Origin of the sequence: Duganella rhizosphaerae, assembly GCF_040364205.1 — a bacterium.
Taxonomy (GTDB): Bacteria; Pseudomonadota; Gammaproteobacteria; order Burkholderiales; family Burkholderiaceae_D; genus Rugamonas; species Rugamonas rhizosphaerae.
This window is the reverse complement of the sequence record NZ_BPWK01000010.1, coordinates 126026-144282: the sequence shown is the minus strand read 5'-3', so window position 1 is coordinate 144282 and position 18257 is coordinate 126026. Positions and strand designations below refer to the sequence as shown.

The 18257-nt window shown below is 67.6% G+C and carries 14 protein-coding genes; 9 read left to right on the top strand and 5 right to left on the bottom strand.

Features of this window, described 5'->3' with window-relative positions; translation table 11 throughout:
- Positions 1-80 precede the first annotated feature (80 nt).
- From RUGAMON1_RS21280 to RUGAMON1_RS21270, 3 genes are all read left to right on the top strand, one after another.
- Positions 81-947, top strand: coding sequence for a ThiF family adenylyltransferase (locus RUGAMON1_RS21280; RefSeq protein WP_445232411.1), 867 nt, complete (start codon positions 81-83; stop codon positions 945-947).
- On the top strand, positions 944-2044 hold the full coding sequence (locus tag RUGAMON1_RS21275; protein WP_445232410.1) for a nitroreductase family protein: 1101 nt from the start codon (positions 944-946) through the stop codon (positions 2042-2044). The genes RUGAMON1_RS21280 and RUGAMON1_RS21275 overlap by 4 nt, the downstream gene beginning before the upstream one ends.
- Positions 2045-2191: 147 nt before the next feature.
- Positions 2192-3148, top strand: coding sequence for a PEP-CTERM sorting domain-containing protein (locus tag RUGAMON1_RS21270; RefSeq protein WP_445232409.1), 957 nt, complete (start codon positions 2192-2194; stop codon positions 3146-3148).
- 46 nt (positions 3149-3194) lie between these two features.
- On the opposite strand, the gene RUGAMON1_RS21265 is transcribed toward RUGAMON1_RS21270, so the two are convergent.
- Entirely contained in the window at positions 3195-4406 is a 1212-nt protein-coding gene (locus RUGAMON1_RS21265) for a glycosyltransferase (RefSeq protein WP_445232408.1), read from the bottom strand.
- A gap of 174 nt (positions 4407-4580) precedes the next feature.
- Here RUGAMON1_RS21265 and RUGAMON1_RS21260 point away from each other — a divergent pair, with 174 nt between their 5' ends.
- The 6 genes from RUGAMON1_RS21260 to RUGAMON1_RS21235 all read left to right on the top strand — a co-directional run bounded on the left by RUGAMON1_RS21260 (position 4581) and on the right by RUGAMON1_RS21235 (position 13412).
- Positions 4581-7427, top strand: coding sequence for a hybrid sensor histidine kinase/response regulator (locus RUGAMON1_RS21260; RefSeq protein ID WP_445232407.1), 2847 nt, complete (start codon positions 4581-4583; stop codon positions 7425-7427).
- A gap of 1 nt (position 7428) precedes the next feature.
- Complete coding sequence (locus RUGAMON1_RS21255; RefSeq protein ID WP_445232406.1) at positions 7429-9621, top strand: putative bifunctional diguanylate cyclase/phosphodiesterase; 2193 nt, start codon at positions 7429-7431, stop codon at positions 9619-9621.
- A 69-nt stretch (positions 9622-9690) separates the two neighbouring features.
- Entirely contained in the window at positions 9691-10647 is a 957-nt protein-coding gene (locus RUGAMON1_RS21250; protein ID WP_445232405.1) for a hypothetical protein, read from the top strand.
- Entirely contained in the window at positions 10634-11710 is a 1077-nt protein-coding gene (locus tag RUGAMON1_RS21245; protein WP_445232404.1) for a radical SAM protein, read from the top strand. The genes RUGAMON1_RS21250 and RUGAMON1_RS21245 overlap by 14 nt, the downstream gene beginning before the upstream one ends.
- Before the next feature lie 11 nt (positions 11711-11721).
- Complete coding sequence (locus tag RUGAMON1_RS21240; protein WP_445232403.1) at positions 11722-12744, top strand: phytanoyl-CoA dioxygenase family protein; 1023 nt, start codon at positions 11722-11724, stop codon at positions 12742-12744.
- Positions 12741-13412, top strand: a complete 672-nt coding sequence (locus RUGAMON1_RS21235; RefSeq protein ID WP_445232402.1) for an FkbM family methyltransferase — start codon at positions 12741-12743, stop codon at positions 13410-13412. The genes RUGAMON1_RS21240 and RUGAMON1_RS21235 overlap by 4 nt, the downstream gene beginning before the upstream one ends.
- Here RUGAMON1_RS21235 and RUGAMON1_RS21230 read toward each other — a convergent pair.
- The 4 genes from RUGAMON1_RS21230 to dnaX all read right to left on the bottom strand — a co-directional run bounded on the left by RUGAMON1_RS21230 (position 13409) and on the right by dnaX (position 18234).
- Positions 13409-14626 carry a CaiB/BaiF CoA transferase family protein gene (locus tag RUGAMON1_RS21230; RefSeq protein ID WP_445232478.1) on the bottom strand — a complete coding sequence of 406 codons (1218 nt, stop codon included), beginning with the start codon at positions 14624-14626 and terminating at the stop codon, positions 13409-13411. The genes RUGAMON1_RS21235 and RUGAMON1_RS21230 overlap by 4 nt on opposite strands.
- Before the next feature lie 62 nt (positions 14627-14688).
- Positions 14689-15279, bottom strand: a complete 591-nt coding sequence (gene recR, locus RUGAMON1_RS21225) for a recombination mediator RecR (RefSeq protein ID WP_116989468.1) — start codon at positions 15277-15279, stop codon at positions 14689-14691.
- Positions 15280-15302: 23 nt separating this feature from the next.
- The gene (locus RUGAMON1_RS21220) at positions 15303-15629 is read right to left on the bottom strand and encodes a YbaB/EbfC family nucleoid-associated protein (protein ID WP_020705779.1); all 327 of its coding nucleotides are present in this window, start codon (positions 15627-15629) and stop codon (positions 15303-15305) included.
- A 37-nt stretch (positions 15630-15666) separates the two neighbouring features.
- Entirely contained in the window at positions 15667-18234 is a 2568-nt protein-coding gene (gene dnaX / locus RUGAMON1_RS21215) for a DNA polymerase III subunit gamma/tau (RefSeq protein ID WP_445232401.1), read from the bottom strand.
- Positions 18235-18257: the final 23 nt, after the last annotated feature.

The window sequence follows — 18257 nt, the reverse complement described above, 5'->3', positions numbered from 1 at the left end:
TTCTTTTTTACGGGAACTTTCTGCCCGATCCGTGTGTCTAACTCCGCTGAGCCGCCTTGTCGGCCATTTCAGGGAGACACATGTCGCATACTTTTTCATACCAACAGGCGTTTGCCCGCAACATCGGCTGGGTCACGCAGGCGGAGCAGTCGGTGCTGCGCGGCAAGCGCATCGCCATCGCCGGCATGGGCGGCGTCGGCGGCGTGCACCTGCTGACCTTGGCGCGGCTGGGCGTGGGCGCCTTCCACATCGCCGACTTCGACACCTTCGACATCGCCAACTTCAACCGGCAGGTGGGCGCCACCATGTCCACGCTGGGCCTGCCCAAGGTCGAGGTGCTGGCCGGGATGGCGCGCGACATCAATCCCGAAGTGCAGATCGCGCGTTTTCCGGGCGGCGTCAACAGCGGCAACCTGGCGCAGTTCTTCGAGGGCGTGGACCTGTACGTCGACGGCCTGGATTTCTTCGCCTTCAACGCGCGCCAGGCCACCTTTGCCGCCTGCGCGCGGCTGGGCATTCCGGCCATCACGGCGGCGCCGCTGGGCATGGGCACGGCGCTGCTGAACTTCCTGCCGGGACAGATGACGTTCGAGCAATACTTCGGCTGGGGTTCGCTGCCGGACGAGGAAAAGGCGCTGCGCTTCCTGGTCGGCCTGGCGCCGGCCGGGCTGCACGCGCGCTACCTGGTCGATCCATCCAGCATCAACCTGAAGGAACAGCGCGGGCCGTCGACCATCATGGGCTGCGAGCTGTGCGCGGGCGCCGCCGCCACCGAGGCGCTGAAGATCCTGCTGAACCGGGGCCCGGTCGACGCCGCGCCGCGCGGCTATCATTTCGATGCCTATCGTAACAAGCTGGTCCGTACCTGGCGTCCCGGCGGCCACCGCCACCCGCTCCAGCGGCTGACCATGATGCTGGTGAAACGCCGGCGCGGAGACCAATCATGAGCAAGATGGAACAACACCTCGACGCCACGCTGGAGCAGATCCTCGAACTGGCGCGCTGGGCGCCCAGCGGCGACAACACCCAGCCGTGGCGCTTTGAAATCCTCGACGCCCGCCGCCTGGTGGTGCACGGCCACGACACGCGCGACCATTGCGTCTACGACCTCGACGGCCATCCCAGCCAGATCTCGATCGGCGCGCTGCTCGAGACCATGGCCATCGCCGCCAGCACCTACCAGCTCGAGATGCGTGTCGCGCGCCGGCTCGAGGCGCCGGAGAGCCGCCCCACCCTCGACGTCGAGTTCGTGCCGGCGCCGCAGCTGGAGCCCGATCCGCTGGCCGACGCCATCCTGCCGCGCAGCGTGCAGCGGCGCGCGCTGAGCCGGCGCCCGCTGACGCCGGCCGAGCGCGCCGCGCTGGCGGCGGCGCTGCCGGCCGGCTACGGCGTCCACTGGCTGGAAGGCAGCCGGCGCGGCGCGGCCGCGCGGCTGATGTTCCGCAACGCCAAGCTGCGCCTGACGATGCCGGAAGCCTGGCAGGTGCACAAGTCGGTGATCGAGTGGAACGCCCGCTACAGCGAGGACCGCATCCCCGACCAGGCGCTGGGGGTGGACGCCGCCACCGCCAGGTTGATGCGCTGGATCATGCAGCGCTGGCAGCGGGTGGAGTTCTTCAACACCTGGCTGGCCGGCACGCTGGCGCCGCGCCTGCAGATGGACCTGATCCCCGGCCTGGCCTGCGCCGCCCATTTCGTGCTGACCGCGCCGCGCCGGGCCCAGCGCGTCGACGACTACCTGGACGCCGGCCGCGCCATGCAGCGCTTCTGGCTGACCGCCACCGCGCAGGGCCTGCAACTGCAACCGGAGCTGACGCCGCTGATCTTCTCGCGTTATGTGCGCGAAGGCCGGGTGTTCTCCGGCACGCGCGGCATGCAGGAGCGGGCCGAGGCGCTGGCGCGCGAGGGCGCGGCGCTGGTCGGCCAGACCACGTGGGAGACGGCGGTGTTCATGGGCCGCATCGGCGCCGGCCCGGCGGCGTCGGCGCGCTCGCTGCGCAAGCCGCTGCGCGCGTTGCTGGTCGGCCCGTCCGGCAAGCCGTGACGGCGTTCTTTACAAGCGCAGGCCGGCGCCGCCGACACCCGAACTCAAGCCTTTGATTTCATGCGCTTCGCCGCCGCTGGCAAGGCTTTTGCTCAAGCTGCATGGACGACGCCGATTCCGGGGTCGCGATCCAGCCAGGGAGCTAAAATGAACTACTTCAAACCGGCCATTGCCGCCGCCGCGATCACCACGGCACTGGCGTCCGCGCCCTTCGCCCACGCCGGACCGGCGGTGGGACTGGACCCGACCGGCAACCGGGCCTACGGCAACTATGCCGACCTGTGGACCAACCACACCGACACCGCGCTGGCCACCGGCTTCAAATCCATCACCCCCGACGCCACCTCCGCCCGCCAGCCCTTCGTGCCCTACCTGACCGAAATGCGTACGCAAATGGTGATCGGCACCATGTCGAATGGCGCCGTCCTCAACACACCCAGCGGCCTCAACAGCGGCTTCGAACTGAGCGCCGTGGTGCGTTTCCAGGAGTTGGTCGACCGCCAGACATCCAGCGCGCCCGGTTCCAGCTCGGCCCATTTCTCGCTGCCGACCAGCCAGGCGGCCGCGATGGACGTCGATGCGCAGCATGGCGGCGTGCAAAACATCGCCTTCTACCTCGACCACTTCGTCTCCGGCGCCGCCACCAGCCAGGCCGCGGGCGGCAACGGCGCCGGCTACGTACGCTGCTACGGCTCCGGCTCGACCTCGGCCGGCTGCGGCGGCGCAGGCGACACCGACAACGACGGCGTCCTGATCATGTCCGGCCACTTGATTGCCCTTGAAGCCAATGCCACCGCTGCCGGCAACCTGTCCACCGGCGCGTTCGAGCTGAGCTACCAGATCGACTATGTGGATCCGCTCTACCTCGACATCGCGGCCGGCGCTGTGTTCCGGAGCAATGTGACCGGCGCCGCCACCATCCCCTCGCAACAGACGCCGGCAACCATGTGGGACGGCACGCTGCCCGGCAGCGTGCCGCTGATGAAATTCGACGGCTCGAGCTCGTTCGCGCTGGCGGCCGTGCCGGAACCGGCCACGCTGGCCCTGCTCGGCCTGGGCTTTGTCGGCATGGCGCTGGGACGCCGTCGCCAGCTGCCGTCGTGAACATGCAAGGACCAGCACGGCCGGCGGGCCGGCGGGTCCCGCGTCGTCAAGCCCGGCCGCCGGCCGCGCGCCGCAACGCCGCCTCGAAGCGGGTCGCCATGTCGTAGCGCTGGAACAGCTGCGCCACCTGGGCCGCCGCCGCCCGCGCCGCCGGGCGCTCCAGCAAGTCCACCACGGTGCGGCGTAGCGTCTCCTCGTCCAGCCGGTCCGAGCGCAGCAAGGCGCCGGCGCCCATCGCCGCCACCGCGCGCATGTTCAGGTACTGGTCCAGGTTGCCCGCGATGCCCAGCACCGGCACCCCGGCCGCCAGCGCCTGCTGGCTGGTCGGACTGCCGCCGTTGCAGATCACCAACTGCGAGCGCCGCGCCGCCTCCTCGCCCGGCAGGTAGTCCGCCACATAGGCGTTGTCCGGCGGCTGGCCAGGATCGGCCTGGCCGGCGGTGGCGGCGATCACCCGCACCGGCAACGCCGCCAGCGCCTGCAGGATCTGCGGCAGCAGCGCGCCCTGCCCCGAGCTGCCCAGCGTGACGTAGATCAGCGGCCTGTCCGTCGGCAAAGCATCCCACCAGCCGGGCAAGGCCGTCGGCGGCGACCAGGTCACCGGACCGAGATAGGAATGCGTGGGCGGCAAATCCACCGCAGGGAACATCTCGGGGATGTCGGGATACAGCACGTAGTCGGCGTCGGCATACACGCTGCGCAGGTCATACCCCAGCGACGGCAGCCGGTAACTGCGCCGCACCCGGTTCAGCGGCCTGCTGTGCAAGGCGAACGCCAGCGGCCGCACCAGGCGGAACAGCCGGTCCGCCAGCGCGATCGGCAACACCCGCGCCAGCGCGATCGCCGGCACCGTGTAGCGCTGCGGCACGTAGGGACTCCAGTAGGCGTTGATCAGGCCGACATACGGCACTTGCGCCACGCGCGCGCTGACCGACAGCGACAGCCGGAAATCGCCCACCACCACATCCGGCCGCACCGCCTGCAGCAGGCGCAGGTCGTCCTCCACATAGCGCTGCAGGGTGGCGCTGTCGTACACCGGCTTGCCCGCGGCCAGGGCCGCCAGGAAACGCGCGCTGGAGATGCTGCTCACCGTCCAAGTGCTCAGTCTGCTGCCCTGGAGAAAGGCTTCGTAGCCGGGCGCGCAGGCAAAGTGCACGTCGTACTGCTGCGGCGCCAGCGTTTGCGCAAGCGCCAGCGGCCGGCCGACGTGGGCCAGCGTGACGGCCTCGGCCACGAAAAGGATTTTTTTGCGTTCCATCCTTGCAGCTTGCGACGCACTTTCCCGCAGCCCTTGAGAATGCTCAAACGTGCGGGGATTAGATGCAGATCAAGGCCGCCATGGTCTGAACACTATATTTTTCCTACTGGCACTTACAGATCAGCTTGTCGCGCCGACGATTTCGGCGCTCACCGTTTGCCACCGCTTACAGCAATGTTCAATTTCGAACGTTCGGGTCTGAGCCAGAAACTGACCATCATTTCAGTGCTGTCCACCGGCAGCGCGCTGATGCTGGTGTTCTTCGCCTTTGCCGCCACCTCGGTCCTGAGCCGGACCGACGACGAGCGCAGGCAGCTGTCCTCGCTGGCCGGCGTGATCGGCAACAACAGCATGGCGGCGCTGCTGTCGGCCGACACCAAGCGCGCCCAGCAGACGCTGACCACGCTGGCGGTCGAAGACCAGATCCAGCAGGCCATCCTGTACGACAGCACCGGTCAATTGCTGGCCCGCTACAAGTCCGCCAGCCTGCCCACCGAACAGGACGCGCCGGAACAACTGGCGATCGAAGACGGCGGCGACGCGGTGCGCACCTTCCACAGCGGCCCGCTGTGGGCGCCGGCCTTGCGCCTGTACCGGCCGCTGCACGTCAAGAACGAGTTCATCGGCACCGTGATGATCGAATGCGCGCAAACCCGCATGTGGCTGGACCTGTTCAAGAACCTGGCCGCGGCCGCCGTGGCCGCCATGCTGTCGTTCATGATGGCGCTGCTGACGGCGGCCCGCTTCAAGGGCAGCATCGCCGAGCCGGTCGGCAAGCTGATCGCCGCCGCCCAGCAGGTCAGCCGCGGCCAGCCGACGCCGCGCATCGTCCACCAGCGCAGCGACGAACTGGGCGCGCTGACCGACAGCTTCAACGACATGCTGGCCCAGGTCGAGGCGCGCGACGCCGCGCTGGCGCAATACCGCGACCAGCTGGAACGCCAGGTCGGCGTGCGCACCGAACAGCTGGAAAAGGCCAAGAACGCCGCCGAGGCCGCCAGCCAGGCGAAGAGCGCCTTCCTCGCCACCATGAGCCACGAAATCCGCACGCCGATGAACGGCGTGCTGGGCATGACCGAGCTGCTGCTGGCGACCCGCCTGTCCGAGCAGCAACGCCACTACACCAGCATGGTCAAGCGCTCCGGCGAACACTTGCTGGTCATCATCAACGACATCCTGGATTTCTCCAAGATCGAGGCCGGCAAGCTGACCGTCGAATACATCCATTTCAATTTCCGCGAATTGCTCGACGACATAGACAACGTCTTCTCGCCGCAGGCCCAAGCCAAGGGCATCCGGCTCGAGCTGGCGGTCGCCAACGATATCCCGATCGCCATCTGCGGCGATCCCAACCGGCTGCGCCAGGTCATCTTCAATCTGCTGGGCAACGCCATCAAGTTCACCGAGAGCGGCAAGATCACCGTCAAGGTCGCCGTGGCGCACGAGGATGCGCTGACCGTCGGCCTGCGCTTCGAAGTGCACGACACCGGCATCGGCGTCTCCAGCGAGGCGCGGGCGCGCATCTTCGACTCCTTTTCGCAGGCGGACGGCTCGACCACCCGCAAGCACGGCGGCACAGGCCTGGGTTTGGCGATCTCAAAACAACTGGTGGAGCTGATGGGAGGCACGATAGGGGTCGACCATGCGCTAACTCAAGGATCAATCTTTTGGTTTGCCGTAAATTTTGACAAACGTCGTATCGATGTCGACGATCCCTCCTTCCACGCCACCCAGGAATGCCGCGCTTTGATTGTCGATGAGAATCCCACCAGCCGGGACGAGCTGGAAACGCTGCTGCGCAGCTGGCGCATCGCCAGCGCCAGCGCCACCGCCACCGACGCCCTGCCGCAACTGCGCGAGGCGGCCGCCGCCGGCCGCCCCTACGACGTGGTGCTGCTGGACATGGAATTGCCGCGCACCAGCGGCCTGGCGCTGGCCGCCGCGATCCGCGCCGAAGCGGCGCTGGCCGCCACCCGGCTGCTGCTGCTGAGCACCGAGCGCAACGCCGCCGACGGCGTCCAGCGGCGCGAGGCCGGCGTCGCCTTCCAGCTGATCAAGCCGCCGCGCGCCTGCGACCTGTACGATTGCCTGCTGGCGCCCAGCCGCAACGCGCCGGCGCCGGCACGCCCGGCCGAAGTGACGCCAGCCGAGCCGCCGCCGGCCGCCGCGCCGGTGGCGCCGCCGCTGGCCGCCCTCAGCCCCGGCCCGACGCCGGCTCCGCGTGCGCGCAGGCGGCGCAAGGTGTTGCTGGCCGAAGACAATCCGGTCAACGTCGAAGTGGCCAGCGCCATGCTCGAAGGGCTGGGACTGGAAGTGAGCCGCGCCTGCAACGGCGAGGAAGCGCTGCGGGCGGTGCAGGCGACCGAGTTCGACCTGATCCTGATGGACTGCCAGATGCCGGTCATGGACGGCTTCGCCGCGACCACGGAGATCCGCCGCCGCGAACAGCAGCGCGGGCGCGGGCGCAGCATGCCGATCGTCGCCATCACCGCCAACGCCCTGCAGGGCGACCGCGAATCCTGCCTGGCCGCCGGCATGGACGATTACCTGAGCAAGCCCTTCACGCAGCAGGCGTTGGGCCAGACCATTTCCCGCTGGATCAGCCTGCCGCGCAAGCCGGCCGCGCCGGAAGCGCCCGAGGTGCGCCCCGCCGCCCCCGAGTCCAACGACCAGATCAACCGCCAGGCGCTGCAAAACATCCGCGCCCTGAGCCCCACCAAGGGCGACGCGCTGCTCGACCGCGTGCTGCACGCCTATCTCGACGACACGCCCAACCACTTGCACACGCTGCGCCAGGCCATCAGCACCGGCAATATCAGCCAGATGCGCAAGGCCGCCCACAGCCTCAAGTCCAGCAGCGCCAACGTCGGCGCCGACGCGCTGGCGCAGCGCTGCAAGGAGCTCGAGCAACTGGGGCGCAACGACACCACCGCCGGCGCCGCTGTCCTGCTGGCTGACATGGAACGCTCTTTCCAGGCCGTGCGGCAGGCATTGGGAGCCATCCTGGAAAAGGAAACATGACATGCCAAGCTCCTCCTCCCCCAAGCGCGGCCTGGTGCTGGTCGCCGACGACGATCCCGTGATGCGCCTGCTGATGCTGGAAATGCTGGGCCAGGTCGGCCTGGACGCGGTCGAGGCCGAAGACGGCCTGCAGGCCGTGGCCTTGTTCCAGAGCATGGCGCCGGACCTGCTGCTGCTCGACGTCGACATGCCGGGCATGGACGGCTTCGCCGTGTGCCGCGAAATCCGCCGGCTGGAAACCCAGACCACCGTGCCCATCATCATGGTCACCGGCGGCGACGAGCTCGAATCGGTGACCCAGGCCTACGAGGCCGGCGCCACCGATTTCGTCTCCAAGCCGATCAACTGGCCCATCCTCGGCCACCGCGTGCTGTACGTGCTGCGCGCCAGCGACGCCATCACCCGCCTGCGCATCGCCGACGCCCACCACCGCGCGGTGCTGGCGGCGATCCCCGACACCTTCTTCCGCATGAACAAGGAAGGCTACTACCTCGACTACGAGCAGGGTCACGAAGCGAGCGGCGTATTCGACAGCGACCAGTGCGTGGGCCGCCACCTGAACCAGGTGCTGCCGGAGGACATCGCCAGGCACATGCTGGAGCAGGTGCAGACCGTGCTCGACACCCAGCACATCCGCTCGCTCGACTACGAGCTGGCCATCCCCGGCGCGGCCCCGCGCGCGCGCCAGGGCGAACACGCGGTGGCGGCGCCGGTGCGGCATTTCGAGGCGCGGCTGGTGGCCACCGGCCCCGACGAGGTGCTGGGCCTGGTGCGCGACATCAGCGAACGCAAGCGCACCGAGGAACAGATCCGCCGCCTGGCCTACTGCGACAGCCTGACCGGCATCCCCAACCGCCAGGCCTTCCTGGAGACGCTGGAGGCCGAGCTGGTGCGCTCGCGCAAGGGCAACAAGAAATTCGCCGTGCTGTTCATGGACCTGGACGCCTTCAAGCGCATCAACGACACGCTGGGCCACGACGTCGGCGACCACCTGCTCAAGGCGGTCTCCGAGCGGCTGCGCGAAACCACGCGCCCGAGCGACCTGGTCTCGCGCACCGAACTCAATGGCAACAACCTGGCGCGGCTGGGCGGCGACGAGTTCACCATCCTGATCCCCGACCTGGAGCGGGTGGAGAACGCCCTCAACGTCGCCCACCGCGTCAAGGAAGCCATGCGCCGCCCCTTCCTGCTGGACACCAATGAAATCTTCGTCACCGCCAGCATCGGCATTTCGCTGTACCCGGAGGACGGCGAGGACTGCAACTCGCTGCTCAAATACGCCGACACCGCGATGTACCACGCCAAGAACTGCGGCAAGAACAACGCCAAGCTGTACAGCTCGTCGCTGACGATGCAGATCATGAGCCACGTCAAGCTGGAAGTGGGCCTGCGCAAGGCGCTGCAAAACAACGAGCTGTATCTGCTGTACCAGCCGCAGATCGACGTCTCCAGCGCCCAGATCGTCGGCGTCGAGGCGCTGGTGCGCTGGCGCCACCCGGAACGCGGCATCATCTCGCCGACCGAGTTCATTCCGCTGGCCGAGGAGACCGGCCTGATCGTGCCGATCGGCGAATGGGTGTTGCGCACCGCCTGCCGGCAGGCGATGGCGTGGCAGGCGGCCGGCAAGCAGCCGGTGCGGGTGGCGGTCAACCTGTCGGCCAAGCAGTTCAAGGATGAAAACCTGACCCAGATCGTGCTGTCGACGCTGCATGACACCGGCCTGCCGGCCGAGCTGCTGGAGCTGGAGCTGACCGAAGGCACGCTGATGGACGACGCCCGCGCCACCATGGTCACGCTGGAGCAGCTGCGCGGCATCGGCGTCTACCTGTCGATCGACGACTTCGGCACCGGCTACTCGTCGATGAACTACCTCAAGCGCTTCGACGTGCGCGCGCTGAAGATCGACAAGAGCTTTATCAGCGGCCTGCCGCAGGATTCGGAGAACGCCGCCATCACGCGCGCCATCATCGCCATGGCGCACGGCCTGAAGATGGCGGTGGTGGCCGAAGGCGTGGAGACCGGCGCCCAGCTGCTGCTGCTGGAGCAATTCGGCTGCGACCTGGCGCAGGGCTACTACCTCGGCCATCCGTCACCGCCCGAATCGATCGACCTCATGCTCGGCAACCAGTTCACGCTGAACGGTCTGGCGCCCGGCGACGACGGACACGCGATAAAGTTCCGCGCCCACCTTTGACGTCCCTCGCCTCCCGATCGGTTCAGCTGCCTAAGATGGTCAGGCAGTTGTCCGAGCTAAGGAGGCCACATGGACGAGCAAGAACATTCCTTCCGCCTGGTGTTCACACCCGAGCGGCATCACCACCGCCATCCCCTGGTGCTGCGCGCGGCGGCCGCATCCAGGCGGGTCGACGCGCTGTTCAAGGCCATGTCGCGCGACTACCTGTTGCGCGAGCAATTCATCACCGATCCGGCCCAGGTGCTGGCCGATTTCGCCGTCGGCGAAAAGCTGCCGGAGCAGCGCGCCTCGGTCAGCAACCAGCTGGTGTACTCGATCCTGGCCAACCGCCACATGCGGCGCTGGCTGCGCAACTACGCGGCAGATCACCAGGACACCACGCCCAGCCGCACCGAGTTCATGACCGCGTTCGGCAACGCCGTCATCCAGCATGGCGACTACCACATCGTGCTGGCGCTGGTCCGCGCCAGCATCGAAGAGAAATCGCCGTTTGCCCTTGGCGGCATGGAGCAGGCGATGCTGTTCACGAGCAGCCCGATCTTCGCCAGCGGCTTCCTGGTGCCGACCGACCACCGCACCATCAACGACTCCAACAGCACCCAGAACTTCGAGCACAGTTCGGCCACCATCGGCACCGGCCCCGGCACCGACGAAGGCACCGAAGTGGGCACGGACACCGGCACCCACACGGGCACCGATACAGGAACGGACACCGGAACGAATACCGGCACCGACACGGGAACCGATACGGGGACCGATACCGGCACCAACACCGGCACGGATACGGGCACCAACACCGGTACCGACAGCGGCACCAATACCGGCACGGACAGCGGCACCAACACCGGCACGGACACCGGCACCGACGAAGGCACCCACACCGGCACCGACAACAACGAATACGATCCCTATCGCGGCCAGGAGTACGTGCGCGTCACGATCGAGGCACTGGTGCAGTACGCCCAGATCCTGGAGTCGCGCGGCATCCTCGCCATCTCAGAGGCGGAATTCAATGTCGCCCGCTGACTCGGAAGCGCCGCTGCTGCGCCGACGCGCGCACACGCTGTCCATCATGCCGACCTTCACCTGCCCGGCCGAATGCGCCGATTGCGGCACCCTCTCCAGCCCGCGCGAGCGCAACCGGCTGGAGCTGGCGCCCATCCTGGCCGCCATCGACGAAGCCAAGCAGCTCAAATTCAGCAACGTCGTTTTCACCGGCGGCGAGGCCACGCTGGAGTGGAAAACCCTGCTGCAGGGCATACGCCGCGCCGCCGATCACAAGCTGCCGGTGCGCCTGGTCACCAACGCCCACTGGGCCACCAGCCTGGAGACCGCGCGCGAAAAGATCGCCGCGCTGATCGACGCCGGCCTCTCGGAAATCAACTACAGCACCGGCGACGAGCACGTGCGCTTCGTGCCGCTGGAACGCGTGGTGCTGGCCACCGTGGCCGCCTGCGAGCGCCGCTTCCGCACCCATGTGATGATGGAGCTGAAGCAGGACCGCCACGTCACGCCGGAAATGCTCACCGAGCATCCGCTGGTCGCCGCCCTGCCGCCCGATCAATTCGCCGCGCTGACCGTGCTCAGCAGCCCTTGGATGCCGCTGCACCACGAAACCATCTACCGCTACCCCGAAGGCGTGGCCTGCGATGTGCAGGCGGCGGCGATACGCGGCGGTTGCTCCAGCGTGCTCAAGACCTACACCTTGCAGGCGGACGGCCGCGTCGGCTCCTGTTGCGGCCTGGGCTTGCGCGTCATCCCCGAACTCAACGTCGCCGACACCGGCCAGCCAGGCTTCCTGCGGCGCGCCATCGTCGAATCCGAGGAAGACTTCCTCAAGCTGTGGATACACCACCAGGGCCCGGCCAAGGTGGTCGCCTGGGCCGCCACGCACAACCCGGAAATCAAATGGGAAGGCCTGTACGCCCATCAATGCCAGATGTGCCAGCGCCTGTACCACGACGACGCCGTGCGCAAGGTGATCGAGGAACACTGGCAGGAAATGATCGCCGAAGTACTGCAAGCGGCGTGGCTGGACGATGTGCACATCCCCGCCACGCTGGGCAGACTGAACGCCGAAGCCGCCTGAGAGCCGCCGCCATGAGCTTGATGAACCCAGCCGCGCCGCCGCAGCCGACTCAGCCTCCACTAACGGTCGCCAAGCTGCGCCACGATGCCGAGCAGTTCAGCTACCTGCAGCGGCTGGGCGTGCTAGGCGCCGAGTACGGCGCCATCGCGCAGCGCTACCGCCAGCTGGCCGACCAGATGACGGCCAAGCACATCAGCAAGCGCGAGCGCCCCACAGCGGATGAGCTTGCCGGCATAGGCGACATCTACAACCGCATCGTCCACCGGCGCGCCACGCCGGCTATGGCACAGACCTACTCGGACAGCTGGCAAGGCGCCGATGTCGAACTCGCCTATCGCAGCAACCCGCCCGGCATCGTCGTCATCGACGACTTCCTGGCGCCCGCCGCGCTGGACAGCCTGCGCCGCTTCTGCCTCGAATCGACCGTCTGGAACTCGCTGCGTTACTCGCACGGCCGCCTGGGGGCCTTGCAACGCGACGGCTTCAACTGCCCGCTGCTGGTCCAGCTGGCGCACGACTTGCGCCGCGCCCTGCCCCGGCTGATCGGCGACCGCCATCCGCTGACGCAGCTGTGGGCCTACAAATATCCGCCCCACATGCCGGGCGATGACGTGCACGCCGACTTCGCCGCCATCAACGTCAACTTCTGGATCACGCCGGACGACGCCAATCTCGATCCGGCCACCGGCGGCATGCACATCTACGACGTCGAAGCGCCGCCGGACTGGGATTTCATCAGCTACAACCGGCGGCCGGACTTGATACGGCGCTATCTGGCCGAGGTCGGTGCGCAAGCGCGCTACGTGCCCTACCGGCAGAACCGCGCCATCATCTTCAACTCGGACCTGTTCCACGGCACCGCCGCCTGCACCTTCCGCGACGATTACGAAAGCCGCCGCATCAACGTCACCATGCTGTACGGCCATCGCCACGAGGACGACTTCCGGCGGCCGCCGCCGACACAAGAAAAAGAAAGCACGCCTTATGTAGACTGGCGTTCCGCCGCACTACACCGTTCCAACAGGAGACCATGATGAGCTCGCAACTGGGGCAAGATCACTTTGTGCTGGCGGTGTTGAACGGCATGCGCAACGGCTACTTCCTCGACTCCGGCGCCGCCGACGGCGTCCGCTCCAGCAACACGCTGCTGCTGGAATCAGCCTATGGCTGGCGCGGCATCTGCATCGAACCCAACGACCGCTATTTCCGGGCGCTGCAAAAGAACCGCCAATGCCTGTGCATCCACGGCTGCCTCTACGACCGCGAAGGCGAAGTCGAATTCCTGGAAGGCGCGAACATGCTGGGCGGGATACTGCAGGAATACACGCCGGCCATGCTGCGCTACACGCACCATGTGTTCGGCCCCGACCTGGCCTCCGTGCGTAAGCGTACGCGCACCATCGCCTCGGTGCTGTACGAATGCAGCGCGCCGCCGGTGATCGATTACTGGAGCCTGGACACCGAAGGATCGGAGCTGGCGATACTGAAGAGTTTTCCGTTTGACGACTACCGGCTGCGCGTGCTCACCGTGGAGCACAACCGTCAGCCGGTACGGAAAGACATCCGGCAATTCCTGGAAGCGCGCGGTTTCCGCCACATCCACGACTTCGGCATCGACGACTGCTACCTCGGCCCCGATGCGCACCCGCCGCCAAGCGAGCCATATGCCGCCTGGCGCAGTTCGGCGCTGCACCGGCGTTAGAGCACGCCGTCCCGCTTCATGGCGGCGATGTCCTCGGCGCTGTAGCCCAGCGACTGCAGCACCTCGTCGTTGTGCTGTCCCAGCGCCGGGCCTATCCACTTGGTGTGGCCCGGCGTTGCCGACAATTTCGGCGAGATCGCCGGCAGCTTGACCGGTGTGCCGTCGGCGAAGTGGTGCTGCTCGAACATCTCGCGGGCGACGAACTGCGGATCGTCCATCATGTCGCGCACCGAATAGATTTTCCCGGCCGGCACATCGGCCGCCTTCAGCACGGCCAGCGCGCTGTCGATGTCCTGGGTGTCGCACCAGGCCTGGATCGCATCGTCGATTTCCTGCGTGCGCGGCACGCGGCCGTCGTTGCGTTCCAGCTGCGGATCGCCGGCCAGGTCGATGCGGCCCATGGCCAACATCAGGCGTTTGAAGATCGCGTCGCCATTGCCGGCGATGACGATGTTCTCGCCATCGCTGGTGGTGTAGGTGTTCGACGGCACGATGCCCGGCAGCGCGCCGCCGGTACGCTCGCGCACCACGCCGGCGTGGTCGAACTCCGGCACCAGCGATTCCATCAGGTTGAATACGGATTCGTACAAGGCCACGTCGACCATCTGGCCTTCGCCCTTGAGCTTGCCGCCGGTGGCGTCGCGGTGGCGCAGCGCCATCATCGCGCCGATCACGCCGTGCAGGGCCGCCACCGAGTCGCCGATCGACACGCCGACCCGCACCGGCGGACGGTCCGCATGGCCGGACACATAGCGCAGCCCGCCCATCGATTCGCCGATGGCGCCGAAGCCCGGCAAGTCCTTCATCGGCCCGGTCTGGCCGAAGCCGGACAGCCGCACCATGATGGTGGCGGGATTGACGGCCTTCAGCTGCTCGTAGCCGATGTCCCACTTCTCCAGCACGCCGGGGCGGTAGTTCTCGATGATGATATCGGCCTCCAGCGCCAGCTGGCGCGCGATGGCGCGGCCGCGTGCATCCTTCAGGTTCAAGGTCAGCGATTTCTTGTTGCGAGACTGCACCGACCACCACAGCGAAGTGCCGTCCTTCAGCACCCGCCATTTGCGGATCGGATCGCCGCCGTCGGGCGACTCGATCTTGATGACCTCGGCGCCGAACTCGCCCAGCATGCGCGCACAAAAAGGGCCCGCGATCAGCGTGCCCAGTTCCAGTACTTTTATACCGGCCAATGGGCCAGCAGGGGTTTCAGGCGGCATGCCGCCTGCCTGCTTGCGGTCTTCCCATGCAGGGGAAGACTCCTTCCCGGAAGTCTTGTCAGTCATGTCGCCCTTCGGTCCAGCATGGCGCGGGCGATGGTGCCCGCGTCCACGTACTCCAGCTCGCCACCAACGGGCACGCCGCGCGCCAGCCGGCTCACGCGCAGGCCGCGCGCCTTCAGCATCTCGCTGATGTAGTGCGCGGTGGCCTCGCCCTCGTTGGTGAAATTAGTGGCCAGCACCACTTCCGTGACCAGGCCGTCGACCGCGCGCGCCACCAGTTTCTCCAGGTGGATGTCCTTGGGGCCGATGCCGTCCAGCGGCGACAGGCGGCCCATCAGCACGAAGTACAGGCCCTTGTAGGTCAGGGTCTGCTCGATCATCAGCTGGTCGGCCGGCGTTTCCACCACGCACAGCAGGCGGCGGTCGCGCTGCTCGTCGTTGCAGGTATCGCAGACGTCTTCCTCGGTGAAGGTATTGCACAGCGCGCAGTGATGCACGGCGCTCACCGCCTGGTGCAGCGCGCGCGACAGCATGTCCGCACCTTCGCGGTCATGCTGGAGCAAATGAAACGCCATCCTTTGCGCCGACTTGGGGCCGACGCCGGGCAGACGGCGCAACGCTTCCGTCAGAAATTCCAGCGACTTGGACATGGAGAGCTAAGCTGCGGCAGCCCTTAGAAAGGCATCTTGAAGCCGGCCGGCAGGTTCATGCCGGAGGTCAGGCCGCCCAGCTTTTCAGCGGAGGTGGCTTCGGCTTTGCGCACGGCGTCGTTGAAGGCGGCGGCGACCAAGTCTTCCAGCATGTCCTTGTCGTCGGCCAGCAGCGACGGGTCGATCGATACGCGCTTGACGTCGTTCTTGCAGGTCATGACGATCTTGACCAGGCCGGCGCCGGATTGGCCTTCGACTTCGATCAGGGCCAGCGCGTCCTGCGCCTTCTTCATATTGTCCTGCATTGCTTGTGCTTGCTTCATCAAGCCGGCCAGTTGGTTCTTCATCATGATGGTGTTCTCCGTAAATTGAAAGTTAAAGATGTGATCAGTTGGCCGCCGCGGACGCCAATGCGGCAGGCGGCGGCGTGATGGAGCCCGGCACCACCCAGGCGTCGAACTCGCGGATCATGCTGTTCACAAAGGGATCGTTGGCAACGGTGTCCTCGGCGGCGCGCTGGCAGGCTTCACGGTGCGCCTGCGCTTCGGCGCTGGCGGTGTACCAGACGGCGCCCAGTTCGGTCTCCACCCGCACCGGACGGCCGAAGCGTTCGGTCAGCGCGACCGTGAGCTTCTCGACGTTGCCGGGCGTGCGCCAGGTTTCGATCGGCACGCGGACGTTGAAGAGCACGGCGTTGCCGTCGATGCTGCATTCGATCAGTTCGGCCTGCATGGCCAGCTGCTGGGCCACGCCGCGCAACGGCAAGGCGGCGGCCACGGCCGGCCAGTTGCCGTCCCAGTTCAGTTCCGGCACCGGCGTGATGACGTAGACGTGCGGCGCCTTGGCCGGCGCCGGCGCGGCGCGGGCCGGCATGACGACGGCTTGCGCTTCGTCGGCGTAGGCCAGCGGCGGCGGGGCCTGGTGGTGCGATGGTGCCTGCGACGACGTGTGCGATGCCGCCTGCGACGGGCTGTGCGACGGGCTATACGATGGCGGCTGCGAAGGCGCGTAGGCCTGGGCCGGCGCGGACTGTGCTACCGCGCTATCGTCGGAAAATTCAGTGACCCAGGGCGGTAGGTCATCCTCTTCGTCAGCCTGCTGCTGGGCAGGCTTGGCGGCGGGAGCGGCTTGCGGCGCGACCTGCTGCGGCGCCACCTGGCGTACCGGCGCTTCCAGGACAGCCGCTTGCGCATCGCCGCCCATGGTCGTTGCCGGAGGCATGTCGTCCCACGGCGCGGGGCGCGACGGCGCAAGCGCAGCCGGTGCCGCAGGCGGCGTGTAGGCCGCGCTCGGCGCCTGCGAGGGCGATGGTGCGGATGGCGCCACATTCGGCGCGGCGCCAAACGACGCCGCCGGCGATGGCTCGGCAGCAGGTGCTGGGGCGGCCGCAGCCGGCGCGGCGCTTGCCGGCAACGAACGTCCACCAGGCTTGGAGGCCGCGCGGGCCGCTTCGAGGGCGGCGTTGATGGCGGCGCGCGCTGCGCTGATCGGCGCCGCCGGTGTCGCTGGCGCGGCGGCAACCGGCGCAGGTGCGGCAGGCTCCGGAGCCACATACGCGGCCGGCGCAGCAACAGGCGCCGGCGCTGGTGGTGCAATCGGTGCAGCAGGCATCGCACTGGCAGCCGGGGCCTGCACGGCCGAAGCCGGAGCCGCAAACGGCGCCGGAGCTGGCGCCTCGGCGCGCGCCATCGCGGCCGCGGCACCGGCGACCACCGCAGCCGGCGTCACACTGGCATGGCTGGCCTGCATGTGCGCAGCCGCGCGCGCAGGCGGCGCCGCCGCGGCACGCGCCGCAGCCACCGCCGCCGGACGCGACATCGCAGGCGCGGCAGCCGGTTGTCCCTCGGCCCCGCCTACGCCGGGCCGAAAGGCCAGCATGCGCAGCAAGGTCATCGAGAAGCCCGCATATTCATCCGGCGCCAGGCCCAGTTCATTCCGCCCATGCACCGCGATCTGGTAATACAGCTGCACTTCTTCCGCGTCGAAGGCGGTGGCCAGGCGCACGATATCGGCGTACTCCGGCAAATCTTCCGGCAAGGCGGCCGGCACGGTCTGCGCCAGCGCGATCCGGTGCAGCAAGGTGCCCAGGTCCTGCAAGGCGCCGTTGTATGACAGGCTGCGCGTGGCCATCTCGTCGGCCACGGCCAGCAGATCCGCGCCATCCTGCGCGGCCAGCGCATCGAGCAGGCGGATCAGGTAAGACTGGTCCAGCGCGCCCAGCATGCCCTGCACCGCATCGAGCGTCACCGCGCCGGCGGCGTAGGCGATCGCCTGGTCGGTCAGCGACAGCGCATCGCGCATCGAACCGTGCGCACCGGCGGCCAGCAGACGCAAGGCCGGCGCCTCGAAGGTGATGCCCTCCTGCCCCAGGATGTTGTCCAGATGGCCGATGATATGGCCCGGCGGCATCTGCTTCAGGTTGAACTGCAGGCAGCGCGACAGCACCGTCACCGGGATCTTCTGCGGATCGGTGGTGGCCAGGATGAACTTGACGTGCTCCGGCGGCTCCTCCAGCGTCTTCAGCATCGAGTTGAAGGCGTGGTTGGTCAGCATGTGCACCTCATCGATCATATAGACCTTGAAGCGCGCATTGCTCGGCGCGTACACCGCCTGCTCCAGCAGCTGCGCCATCTCGTCGACGCCGCGGTTGGACGCCGCATCCATCTCGATATAGTCGACAAAACGGCCGGCATCGATCGCGGTGCACGCCTCGCACACGCCGCACGGGGTCGGCGTGATGCCGCCGGTGCCGTCCGGGCCGATGCAATTGAGCGATTTGGCCAGGATGCGCGACAAGGTGGTCTTGCCGACCCCGCGCGTTCCGGTGAACAGATAGGCGTGGTGCAGGCGACCGCTGTGCAAGGCGTGCGTGAGCGCGCGCACGACGTGCTCCTGGCCGACGAGCGTTTCGAAGTTCTTGGGGCGGTATTTACGGGCGAGGACTTGATAGGACATGCTGGGATTTTACCGTAGATAGC

What these genes read in the sequence shown, in the direction of transcription:
- RUGAMON1_RS21280 (WP_445232411.1), top strand. Translation starts at nt 81, where the DNA reads ATGTCGCATACTTTTTCATACCAACAGGCGTTTGCCCGCAACATCGGC.
- RUGAMON1_RS21275 (WP_445232410.1), top strand. Translation starts at nt 944, where the DNA reads ATGAGCAAGATGGAACAACACCTCGACGCCACGCTGGAGCAGATCCTC.
- RUGAMON1_RS21270 (WP_445232409.1), top strand. Translation starts at nt 2,192, where the DNA reads ATGAACTACTTCAAACCGGCCATTGCCGCCGCCGCGATCACCACGGCA.
- RUGAMON1_RS21265 (WP_445232408.1), bottom strand. Translation starts at nt 4,406, where the DNA reads ATGGAACGCAAAAAAATCCTTTTCGTGGCCGAGGCCGTCACGCTGGCC.
- RUGAMON1_RS21260 (WP_445232407.1), top strand. Translation starts at nt 4,581, where the DNA reads ATGTTCAATTTCGAACGTTCGGGTCTGAGCCAGAAACTGACCATCATT.
- RUGAMON1_RS21255 (WP_445232406.1), top strand. Translation starts at nt 7,429, where the DNA reads ATGCCAAGCTCCTCCTCCCCCAAGCGCGGCCTGGTGCTGGTCGCCGAC.
- RUGAMON1_RS21250 (WP_445232405.1), top strand. Translation starts at nt 9,691, where the DNA reads ATGGACGAGCAAGAACATTCCTTCCGCCTGGTGTTCACACCCGAGCGG.
- RUGAMON1_RS21245 (WP_445232404.1), top strand. Translation starts at nt 10,634, where the DNA reads ATGTCGCCCGCTGACTCGGAAGCGCCGCTGCTGCGCCGACGCGCGCAC.
- RUGAMON1_RS21240 (WP_445232403.1), top strand. Translation starts at nt 11,722, where the DNA reads ATGAGCTTGATGAACCCAGCCGCGCCGCCGCAGCCGACTCAGCCTCCA.
- RUGAMON1_RS21235 (WP_445232402.1), top strand. Translation starts at nt 12,741, where the DNA reads ATGATGAGCTCGCAACTGGGGCAAGATCACTTTGTGCTGGCGGTGTTG.
- RUGAMON1_RS21230 (WP_445232478.1), bottom strand. Translation starts at nt 14,626, where the DNA reads ATGCCGCCTGAAACCCCTGCTGGCCCATTGGCCGGTATAAAAGTACTG.
- recR (WP_116989468.1), bottom strand. Translation starts at nt 15,279, where the DNA reads ATGTCCAAGTCGCTGGAATTTCTGACGGAAGCGTTGCGCCGTCTGCCC.
- RUGAMON1_RS21220 (WP_020705779.1), bottom strand. Translation starts at nt 15,629, where the DNA reads ATGATGAAGAACCAACTGGCCGGCTTGATGAAGCAAGCACAAGCAATG.
- dnaX (WP_445232401.1), bottom strand. Translation starts at nt 18,234, where the DNA reads ATGTCCTATCAAGTCCTCGCCCGTAAATACCGCCCCAAGAACTTCGAA.